General features: G+C 70.1%; 12 protein-coding genes and 1 tRNA gene. 9 read left to right on the top strand and 4 right to left on the bottom strand.

Annotated elements, in window-relative coordinates; genetic code table 11:
• Positions 1-137: 137 nt before the first annotated feature.
• Positions 138-929: a hypothetical protein gene (locus P8627_RS02960; protein ID WP_279966036.1), complete on the bottom strand. Its 792-nt coding sequence runs from the start codon at positions 927-929 to the stop codon at positions 138-140.
• Between the two features lie 220 nt (positions 930-1,149).
• Positions 1,150-1,341: a DUF6324 family protein gene (locus tag P8627_RS02955; RefSeq protein WP_279966035.1), complete on the bottom strand. Its 192-nt coding sequence runs from the start codon at positions 1,339-1,341 to the stop codon at positions 1,150-1,152.
• A 46-nt stretch (positions 1,342-1,387) separates the two neighbouring features.
• On the opposite strand from P8627_RS02955, the gene P8627_RS02950 reads away from it, so the two are divergent.
• The 3 genes from P8627_RS02950 (at position 1,388) to P8627_RS02940 (ending at position 3,754) form a co-directional block, all read left to right on the top strand.
• Positions 1,388-1,870 carry a GNAT family N-acetyltransferase gene (locus tag P8627_RS02950; RefSeq protein WP_279966033.1) on the top strand — a complete coding sequence of 161 codons (483 nt, stop codon included), beginning with the start codon at positions 1,388-1,390 and terminating at the stop codon, positions 1,868-1,870.
• Positions 1,871-1,920: 50 nt separating this feature from the next.
• Positions 1,921-1,997: transfer RNA gene (locus tag P8627_RS02945), tRNA-His, on the top strand.
• Between the two features lie 185 nt (positions 1,998-2,182).
• The gene (locus P8627_RS02940; RefSeq protein ID WP_279966031.1) at positions 2,183-3,754 is read left to right on the top strand and encodes an alpha-amylase family glycosyl hydrolase; all 1,572 of its coding nucleotides are present in this window, start codon (positions 2,183-2,185) and stop codon (positions 3,752-3,754) included.
• A 12-nt stretch (positions 3,755-3,766) separates the two neighbouring features.
• On the opposite strand, the gene P8627_RS02935 is transcribed toward P8627_RS02940, so the two are convergent.
• Entirely contained in the window at positions 3,767-4,972 is a 1,206-nt protein-coding gene (locus P8627_RS02935) for a MalY/PatB family protein (RefSeq protein WP_279966030.1), read from the bottom strand.
• 79 nt (positions 4,973-5,051) lie between these two features.
• Here P8627_RS02935 and def (P8627_RS02930) point away from each other — a divergent pair, with 79 nt between their 5' ends.
• From def (P8627_RS02930) to P8627_RS02905, 6 genes are all read left to right on the top strand, one after another.
• Complete coding sequence (def, locus tag P8627_RS02930; protein WP_279966029.1) at positions 5,052-5,570, top strand: peptide deformylase; 519 nt, start codon at positions 5,052-5,054, stop codon at positions 5,568-5,570.
• Positions 5,571-5,732: 162 nt separating this feature from the next.
• Complete coding sequence (def, locus tag P8627_RS02925; RefSeq protein ID WP_279966028.1) at positions 5,733-6,179, top strand: peptide deformylase; 447 nt, start codon at positions 5,733-5,735, stop codon at positions 6,177-6,179.
• The gene (def, locus tag P8627_RS02920) at positions 6,176-6,658 is read left to right on the top strand and encodes a peptide deformylase (RefSeq protein WP_279966027.1); all 483 of its coding nucleotides are present in this window, start codon (positions 6,176-6,178) and stop codon (positions 6,656-6,658) included. The genes def (P8627_RS02925) and def (P8627_RS02920) overlap by 4 nt, the downstream gene beginning before the upstream one ends.
• The gene (gene fmt / locus P8627_RS02915; protein WP_279966026.1) at positions 6,649-7,560 is read left to right on the top strand and encodes a methionyl-tRNA formyltransferase; all 912 of its coding nucleotides are present in this window, start codon (positions 6,649-6,651) and stop codon (positions 7,558-7,560) included. The genes def (P8627_RS02920) and fmt overlap by 10 nt, the downstream gene beginning before the upstream one ends.
• A 3-nt stretch (positions 7,561-7,563) precedes the next feature.
• Positions 7,564-7,800 carry a hypothetical protein gene (locus P8627_RS02910; RefSeq protein WP_279966025.1) on the top strand — a complete coding sequence of 79 codons (237 nt, stop codon included), beginning with the start codon at positions 7,564-7,566 and terminating at the stop codon, positions 7,798-7,800.
• A gap of 79 nt (positions 7,801-7,879) precedes the next feature.
• A complete protein-coding gene (locus P8627_RS02905; protein WP_279966023.1) occupies positions 7,880-9,439 on the top strand; it encodes a GMC family oxidoreductase in 1,560 nt (519 codons plus the stop codon).
• Here P8627_RS02905 and P8627_RS02900 read toward each other — a convergent pair.
• Positions 9,436-9,909 (bottom strand): c-type cytochrome, encoded by a 474-nt coding sequence (locus P8627_RS02900; protein ID WP_279966022.1) that lies wholly within the window; start codon positions 9,907-9,909, stop codon positions 9,436-9,438. The genes P8627_RS02905 and P8627_RS02900 overlap by 4 nt on opposite strands.
• Positions 9,910-9,937: the final 28 nt, after the last annotated feature.

Here is a 9,937-nt window from a genome sequence, read left to right as displayed (position 1 = left end):
GGTATCCTGTTCAGCATCATTTGGGTGAGTGAAATATGTCAATTTGGTCTTCTCGCTTCTCTACGCATCGATAGCGGCATAGCAAATGTTTCCATGCCGAAGCCTGAGATGAACGCTGCCTCGCTTGTCCTTTCAGCTCATGGTTCAGTTGCATCTTCGGTTGCCCCCTGTTCCGGATATGTCACCGACCATTCCGCGATCTTTTCGCGGATCATTCCGATCGGCCCGCGCCAGTATTCCGCCGTGCCGAGCTGGCCGAGTTCGAATGGGATGACGACGAAGGCGACGAGCCCCGTCTCGCGATCATGGAACCAGCCTCGGCAATACGCGCCGGGCCGGCCCTGTTCGATGCGCCGATGGAAGCAGTGGAAGAAGGTGATCACCGTGCCGTCGTCATCGAAAATCGCGTAGTCATCCGTCCCGCTCACCGGCTCGATCCAGGCGCTTTCCCGGAAACTCGCGTCTTCCCCGGGCTGCGGCTCGCCCCGACGGGCGCGGTCCGCCCAATCCAACAGCATTCTGAGGCTTGACCGTGGCGTCGGATCGGGGCCGGGCAAGGGCCCCCATTCCGTACTTATAAAGACCGAGAAGCGGTCCTCCGGGTCGGTGGGATCACAATCGCCGTCCGGGCAGTCCGTCACCGCGGCCGGGCCTCCGAGGTCGAAGGGAATGTAGTCGCCGCTCGGGTACCAGAAGGCGAAGGGCCGCCCCGGATTGTAGTCCGGCAATCCGCTGGGGTCGAAACAACCGGTCTCGGCCACGTAGCCGGTCCGGGCGGCATTGGCCGCGAGCAGTTCCGCGAAGCGGTTCGGGTCGGTCAGGATCGGGATCATCTCGGCCGGGCCCTGCGGGTTCAGATAGCCGAGCGGCATCCGGAACCATGTCCCATGCGACCAGTGATAGGCGGGGAGGTCCTTCACGTCGTCCACGGGCGGCGCTTCCACCGCGGGCGGCACGGGACACGTCGGTTCGGCCCAGGCGGGGGAGCCGAGACACAGGGTCAATCCGGCAAGAAAGGCTGAATGGACGCTTCGCATGCGGGGCATGAGTGGCATGCCCGCGATCCTAGTCAAGCCATTGACTTCCCTGCTGCGGACGGGTCGCCTGCGCGCCGCAGCGCAGTCATCGGCCCGATCCGGGCGAGGGCTCCTATCCGCGCGCCATCTTCGCGGCCATGGCGGCGGCGGCGCGGATCTCTTCGGCGATCTCGAGCGCCTCGTCGGGCTCGAAATCCATCGGGATCTCGGCGCCACGGCTTTCCACGTAGATGCGGGCCATTCCCTGGTCGGTGGGGCCGATCTGCAGGTTCGCTTCGGCGTCGGATTCGCTGTTGATACCCATGGCGTGGCTCTAGACGAGCGTCCCGGCCTCGCGCAAGGCTGAGGTCATGGAGGGCATCACGCTCAGAGATCTCGAACCGGGCGACGCGGGCTGGGTCGCCCAGCGCCATGCCGAGCTCTACTGGCGCGACGAGGGCTACGACATCGCCTTCGAGGCGCTGGTGCTGGGCCTTCTCGCGCGGTTCATCGAGACGCGCGGCCCGCAGGATCGCGCCTGGATCGCGGTGGATGCCGGGGGTTCGCGGCAGGGCTGCGTCTTCACTGCGCGGGAGGCGCCCGGCGACGCGCGGCTGCGCATGTTCCTGGTGGAGCCCGCCTGGCGCGGTACGGGGCTCGCGCAGCATCTTCTGGACAGTCTGATCGCCCATGCCCGGGCGACGGGGGCGGAACGCGTGGTCCTCTGGACCCACGAGTCGCATCGCGCGGCGGGGCGGGTCTATGCGCGGAACGGCTTCGCGCTTCTGGACGAGACGCCGGTGGAGGCTTTCGGCCGGCCCACGCGCGAGCAGAACTGGGCGCTGATCTTGTGAGCCGCGGCCCCCTTGCGCCCTTCGCGACCGGGCGCTAAATGCGGCCCCGTGCCGGCGTAGCTCAGTTGGTTAGAGCGCCTGATTGTGGATCAGGAGGTCCCCCGTTCGAGCCGGGGCGCTGGTACCATAGAAATCAATGCGTTGCGGGCCGATCTTCATGTGATCCGGCCCGTTTTTTCGTGGCGGCCCGCCCCGCCATCGCCCCGCCCGTTCCATAGCGAAACCGGTTTGGTGGCGCTTCGCCCTGCGCATTGAAACCGCTTTGACCTTCGCGGCCTGCATGTCAGATCCTGCAGCGAGGAGGGCCAGCCGATGACCGACCGCGGGCGCGAATGGTGGAAGACGGGTGTGATCTACCAGATCTACCCGCGCAGCTTTCAGGACAGCGACGGCGACGGCGTGGGCGACCTGGCGGGGATCGAGTCGCGGCTCGACCATCTCGTCGATCTGGGCGTGGACGCGGTCTGGATCTCGCCCTTCTACCCCTCGCCGATGGCCGATTTCGGCTACGACGTCTCGGACTACACGGGCGTCGATCCGCTCTTCGGCACGCTGGAGGATTTCGAGCGGCTGATCGCGGCGATCCACGCCCGCGGGCTGAAGCTGCTTCTGGATTTCGTGCCGAGCCACAGCTCGGACCAGCACCCGTGGTTCCAGGCCAGCCGGTCCGCGCGCGACGACCCCAAGCGCGACTGGTATGTCTGGCGCGACCCCGCCCCGGATGGCGGGCCGCCGACCAACTGGATTGCCGAGTTCGGCGGCTCGACCTGGGATTGGGACGACGCAACCGAGCAGTATTACCTACATTCCTTCCTGCCCGAGCAGCCCACCATCAACTGGCGCAACCCCGCGGCCCGCGCCGCGATGCTGGACGCGATACGCACCTGGTTCGATCGCGGCGTGGACGGCTTCCGCGTCGACGCGATCGAACATGCCGCGCCCGATCCCGAGAAGGGCGACAACCCGGTCGATCCCGACTGGGACGGCGGCGGCGGGCCCGCCCGGGCGCATCTGGGCGCGGCCTCGAAGCACCAGCCCGAGGTGTTCCGCGTCGTCGACGAGATGCGCCGCCTTGCCGAGCGCTACGACCCGCCCCGCCTGCTGGTGGGCGAGGCCTATGGCCGGCTGGAGGAGGTCGTGCGCTATTACGGTGCCGAGGGGCTGCACGGCTTCCAGCTGCCCTTCAACTTCCTGCTGATCGGCGCCGAATGGGATCCGCGCGTGATCGCCGGGCTGGTCGAGGCCTACGAGGCCGCGCTGCCCGAGGGCGCTTGGCCCAACTGGGTGCTGGGCAATCACGACCGCCACCGCATCGCCAGCCGCGCGGGGCGGGCGCAGGCGGGCGTCGCGGCGACGCTGCTGCTGACCTTGCGCGGCACGCCCACGATCTACCAGGGCGACGAGCTGGGCATGGAGAATGTCGAGATCCCGCCCGACCGCGTGCAGGACCCGTGGGAGAAGCGCGTGCCGGGGCAGGGGCTCAACCGCGACCAGGTCCGCACGCCGCTGGCCTGGGACGGCACGGCGCATGGCGGGTTCACGACGGGTGCGCCCTGGCTGCCGATGGACCTGCGGCCCGCGGTGACGGTGGAAGCGCAGCGCGGGGACCCGGCCTCGATGCTGAACCTGCACCGGCGCCTGCTGCGCCTGCGCCGCGCCGAGCCCGCGCTGACACTGGGCGATTACCGGACGATCTCGGTCGATGACGCGAGTTTCCGCTTCGCGCGGAGCCATGGCTCGCGGCGGATCGGCGTGGCGCTTAACCTCTCGGATCGGCCGCGGCCCGTGGACCTGAACGGCGCGACGCTCCTCTCGACCACGGGCGACGATGCGTTGACCGGTGATCTGGCCCCGAACGAGGGCCGCGTGGTGGCGCTGGACTAGCGGCGGCGGCGCCTATTGCAGGTCGCCGAAGGCGCGCTGCAGGCGCGCGACCGCTTCCTCGATGCGGACGCGCGGCATCCCGAGGTTGAAGCGCAGGAAGCTCTCGCCGCCCTTGCCGAAGCTGGGCCCGTGATTGGCCGCGATCTTCGCCTCGCGCTCGACCCGGGCGGTGAACTCCGCCCGGTCCATCCCTGAGCCCGAGAAATCGACCCAGCTCAGGAAGGTGGCTTCCAGCGGAACGCTGGTCACGCCCGGGATCCCGGCGATGCCCTCGTCGAAAAGCCGGCGGTTGCCGTCGATATAGCGCACCAGCCCGTCCACCCATTCCGCGCCCTCGGGGGAATAGGCGGCGGTCACCATGGCGAGCCCGAAGCTGTTGGGCGAGATGCCGAGGCCCGCCATTCGCGCGGCGAAGGCCGATCGCAGCGTCTCGTCCTCGATCACCACGTTGCCGATATGGCTTCCGGGGATGTTGAAGGTCTTGTTGGTGGAGGTCATCGTGACCAGCCGGTCGGCCACGCCCTCGACCGAGGACATGGGCAGGAAGCGGTTGCCGGGGAAGACGATGTCGCGATGGATCTCGTCGGAGACGAGGATCAGGTCGTGGCGCCGGGCGAAGGCCGCGAAGCCCGCCAGCTCGTCGGCGGTCCAGACCCGGCCGTTCGGGTTATGCGGCGAGCAGAGGATCATCATCTTCGCGCCGCTGCCCTCGACCTGCGCATCCCAGGCGTCGAAATCGCAGCCGTAGCGCGTGCCGTCGAAGAGCATCTCGCATTCCACCACGACGCGGTTCGCCGCGCGGATCACCCGGGCGAAGGCGTGGTAGACGGGCGTGAAGAGGACGACACCGTCGCCCGGGTCGGTCCAGGTGTCGACGCAGATGCCGGTGCCGTTGACCAGGCCGTGGGTCGAGAAGATCGCCTCGCGGCTGATCGTCTCGCCATGCCGTTCGCGCCCCCACCAGCGGATCGCGTCGCGATAGGCGGTGTCGTCCCCCGCATAGCCGAAGACGCCGTGGTCGAGCATCTCGCGCAGGGCATCGGTGACGCAGGCGGGGGGGCGGAAATCCATGTCGGCCACCCACATGGCGAGGCCGTCATCGGCGGGGACGCCGTAGACCTTCTCCATCATGTCCCATTTGGAACTGCCGGTGCCGCGCCGATCGATGATCTCGTCGAACCGCGGATCGGGGGACAGGGGGCGGGCGTCTGCGTTCATGGGCATCTCCTTCAGGAGCTGGAAATTAGCGGGCGCGGGCCCGGTTGCAAGCAGATCGGCCGGTCTCTAGATCGGAGCCGTGAAACGCCAGATCCTCATCCACCCCGATCCGCGGCTCAAGCAGGTCGCCCGTCCCGTGGCCGACCTGAACGACGAGCTGCGCGCGCTGGCCGACGATATGCTGGAGACGATGTATGACGCGCCGGGCATCGGCCTGGCTGCGCCGCAGGTGGCGCAGGGCGTGCGCCTGATCGCGCTGGATTGCGTCAAGGAGGAGGGCGAGGCCCCGCGCCCGCTGATCATGTTCAACCCCGAGATCACGGCGGCGAGCGACGAGCTGAGCACCTACGAGGAGGGCTGCCTCTCGATCCCGGACCAGTATGGCGAGGTCACGCGCCCGGCCGAGGTCACGGTCCGCTGGATCGACCGCGACGGGCGCGAGCGCTCCGAGGACATGGCCGGGCTCTGGGCGACCTGCGTGCAGCACGAGATCGACCATCTCGACGGCAAGCTCTTCATCGACCACCTGAAGCCGCTGCGCCGGCAGATGATCACCCGCAAGATGCAGAAGCTGAAGCGCGAGCTGGCGCGTGGCTGAGGCCCTTGCGCCCCGGACCTGCGGCCGACCGGGCGCGGGCGAGATCCGGGGCGCGCCGGTCGCGACGTGTTGGATCTTGGCGGAGCGGCACGCCGTCCGCGCGCGGCACCGGACCGCGCCCATGATGCGCCCCGATCTCACCCGCGCGGGCCGGCTGGCCGCATGATCCTGCCGATCCTCCTCCATCCCGACCCGGTCCTGCGCGTGCCCTGCACGCCGGTCACCGGCGACGCGACGGCGCTCGCGCGCGACATGCTCGACACGATGTATGCCGCCCCGGGCCGGGGGCTGGCGGGGCCGCAGGTCGGGGTGACCGAGCGGATTTTCGTGATGGACGCGTCCTGGAAAGAGGGGCTGCCGGACCCGCGGGTCTTCCTGAACCCCGCGATCCTGCGGCGGTCGCGCGACCGGCAGGTGAACGAGGAAGGCTGCCTGTCGATCCCGGGCGTGCCTCGCCGCGTGGCGCGCCCCGCCGAGATCACGCTCGAATTCGACGCGCCCGGCGGCCGTCGCCACGAGGCCTTCGCGGGCTTCGCCGCCGCATGCATCTGCCACGAGATGGACCATCTCGATGGCGTGCTGATCCTCGACCACCCGGAGGCCGCGTGACCGCGCCCTTCCTGCCCTGGCCCGACAAGCGGCTGCGAACGTCCGCCGCGCCGGTGGGCCAAGTCGATGACGCGGTGCGCGCGATCTGGCAGCAAATGCTCGACGCGATGTACGCGATGCCCGGCGTGGGCCTTGCCGCGCCGCAGATCGGGGTGATGAAGCGGCTGGCGGTGGTCGATGCGGGCGAGGGGCCGATCCGGCTGGCCGACCCGATCCTGCTGCACGCCTCGACCGAGTTCCGCGAGACCGAGGAGGCCTCGCCCAACCTGCCCGGCGTCTCTGCCAAGATCCGGCGGCCCAGGGCGGTGACGGTTACGTTTCTCGACGAAACCGGCATCCGGGTCCGCCGCGATTTCGCGAAACTGGAGGCGGTGAGCGTCCAGCACCAGCTCGACCACCTGGAGGGGCGGATGTATTTCGACCGGCTGTCGAAGCTGAAGCGCGACATGCTGCTCCGGAAGGCCGCGAAATGCGCGTGATCTTCATGGGCACGCCCGACTTCGCGGTCCCCATCCTCGACGCGCTGGCCGAGGCGCATGAGGTCGTCGCGGTCTACACCCAACCGCCCCGCCCCGCGGGCCGCGGCAAGAAGGACCGGCCGAGCCCCGTGCAGGCCCGCGCCGAGGCGCTGGGGCTGGAGGTGCGGCACCCGAAATCGCTGAAGGACGCGGCCCGGCAGGCCGAATTCGCCGCGCTGGAGGCGGACGTGGCCGTGGTCGCCGCCTACGGGCTGCTCCTGCCGCAGGCCGTGCTCGACGCGCCGCGGCTGGGCTGCATCAACGTCCATGCCTCGCTGCTGCCGCGCTGGCGCGGCGCCGCGCCGATCCACCGGGCGGTGATGGCGGGGGACGCGCGCACCGGCATCTGCATCATGCAGATGGAGGCCGGGCTCGACACCGGCCCGGTCCTTTTGCGCGAGGCGACCGATATCGCGCCCACCGACACCACGGGGGACCTGCATGACCGTCTGTCGCAGATGGGCGCGCGGCTGACGCTGGACGCGCTGCGCGGCCTCGAAAGCCTGTCGCCCGTGCCGCAGCCCGCCGATGGCGTGACCTATGCCGCCAAGATCGACAAGTCCGAGGCCGCGATCGACTGGGGCTGGGAGGCGGGCACGTTGCTGCGCCAGATCAACGGGCTGTCGCCCTTTCCCGGCGCTTTCGTGACCCGCGACGGTCAGCGGCTGAAGCTGCTGCGCGCCGGACCCTCCGATGCGGATGCGGAGCCCGGCCGCCTGGCCGATGCGCCGGGGCTCGTCGTCGGCGCGCGCGGCGGCGCCATCGCGCTTCTCGAGTTGCAACCGGCCGGCAAGGCGCCGATGTCCGGCGAGGCCTTCCGCAACGGCGCGCGCCTCGCCCCCGGCGATCCATTGGGAGATTGAGCCATGTTTCCGACCATTATGGGCACCGTCGTGATCGCTGGCATCATCGGATACCTCTCCGAAAAGACCGGCTGGACGCATAACGGCATCCTGCAGAGCATCATCATCTGCATCGGCGGCGCCTTCCTGATGTATTTCGTGACGCTGATGTTCGGGATCGGCTTCCGCTCGCCCGGGATCAACGCCATCGCGGCCTCGGTCGGCGCGCTGATCATCGTCCCCTTCCACTGGCGGCGCTGAGCGGCCCGCGCGGCGGGCCCGTCCGGTCGGGGCAGAGAGGGGCTGGCCGTCCCGCCTGCGGCATGGTCGGATGCGCGCGATGGAATACGACATCGTCATCGTCGGCGCGGGGACCGCGGGCTGCCTGCTCGCCAACCGGCTGAGCGCCGACCCGGCCACGCGCGTCCTGCTACTCGAGGCGGGCGGGCGCGACAGCTATCCCTGGATCCACGTCCCCGCGGGGTATCTCTACACGATGGGCAACCCGCGCACCGACTGGTGCCTGCGGACCGAGCCGATCCCCGGCCTTGCGGGCCGCGCGCTGAATTATCCGCGCGGCCGCGTGCTGGGCGGCTGCAGCAGCATCAACGGCATGATCTACATGCGCGGGCAGGCCGCCGATTGGGACGGCTGGGCACAGATGGGCCATCGTGGCTGGGGCTGGGCGGACATGCTGCCGCATTTCAAGCGCCACGAGGCCCATGTCGACGGCGGCGACGACCTGCATGGCGCGACGGGCGAATTGCGGGTGGACCGCCAGCGGCTGCACTGGCCGATCCTCGACGCGGTGCGCGACGCGATGGTGGCCCAAGGCGTGCCCGAGACGCGCGACTTCAACCGCGGCGACAACGAGGGCGTGGGTTACTACCAGGTGACGCAGCGCGGCGGGCGGCGTCTGTCGGCGGCCGGCGCGTTCCTGAGGCCCGCGCGGCGGCGGCCGAACCTGACCGTCTCGGTGGGCGCGCAGGTGGCGCGGATCGTGATCGAGGGCGGCGCGGCGCGGGGCGTGGACCTGGTGGACGGCACGCGGATCGCGGCGCGCCGCGTGATCCTGTCGGCCGGCGCCATCGGCTCGCCGCATCTGCTGGAGTTGTCTGGCGTCGGAGACGGCGCGCGGCTGCAGCGCCTCGGGATCCCGGTGGTGCACGACCTGCCGGATGTCGGCGATCACATGCAGGATCACCTGCAGATGCGGCCCGTCTTCCGCGTCCGGAACGCGGTGACGCTGAACGACCGGGCGGCGACGCTCTGGGGCAAGGTCCGGATCGGGCTGGAATACGCGCTGCGGCGGACCGGGCCGCTATCGATGGCGCCGAGCCAGCTGGGCGCGTTCATCCGGTCGGGCGAGCATGTCGCGACGCCGGATCTGCAGTACCATTTCCAACCGCTCAGCCTCGAGCAATTCGGCGGCGATCTGGACCCGTTCCCGGCGGTGACGGCCAGCGTCTGCAACCTGCGGCCCGCCTCGCGCGGGGCGGTCCATGCGGTCAGCCCGGACCCCGGCGTCCCGCCCGCGATCCAGCCGAATTACCTCTCCGAGGAATCCGACCGCATCACCGCGATGCGTGCGATGGAAAAGACCCGCGCGTTGTTCCGCGCCGCGCCGCTGGCCCCCCACGCGCCCGAGGAAGTGCGGCCGGGCGAGGCGCATACCCAGCGCGAGGCGCTCATCGCCGAGGTGGCGCGCAACGCGTCCAGCATCTTCCACCCGGTCGGCACCTGCGGGATGGGCCGGGTGGTGGACGACCGCCTGCAGGTGAAGGGCGTCGCGGGGCTGCACGTGGTCGATGCGAGCGTGATGCCGACGATCGTGTCCGGCAACACCAACGCGCCCGTCCTGGCCATCGCCGAGAAGGCCGCGGGGCTGATCGCGCCCTAGGGCCGGCCGGCCGCGTGCCGCGCGTCGATCTCGTCATGGGCGGCGACGATCTCGGGCGGCCAGGTCGATTTGATATAGGCCAACGCGGCGGCGATCTCGGCATCGCTCAGCACCTCGCCGAAGCCCGGCATCGCGCTCTCGTAGCCGCCGCCGACCATCGCGGCGGGCCCCGCCTTCGTCAGCGCGATCAGCATCTCGGACGGGTGGTGCCAGGTATGGCCCGACGCGTCATGCGGCGGGGCGGGCAGGAGGCCGTCCGGCCCGCGCTGCCGCCAGTCGGGCTGGCCCGCCAGATCGGCCCCGTGGCAGGCCGCGCATTGCGCGTCATAGACCGCCCGGCCCAGCGCAACGGTCCGCGGGTCCTCGTGGCGCAGCAGCGGCGCCGCGCCATCCCCGGCGGCGACCGGCCAGACCAGCCAGCCGAGGAGGGCTGTCGCGAGGAGCAGGCTGGTCAGCAGAAGGCGGCGCATGGGGTCTCCGGGGTCGTTCGGGAATGCG

The organism is Jannaschia sp. GRR-S6-38, assembly GCF_029853695.1.
Lineage (GTDB): Bacteria > Pseudomonadota > Alphaproteobacteria > Rhodobacterales > Rhodobacteraceae > Jannaschia > Jannaschia ovalis.
Note: the sequence above shows the minus strand (reverse complement) of the source record. Positions and strands in the feature narration are given on the sequence as shown.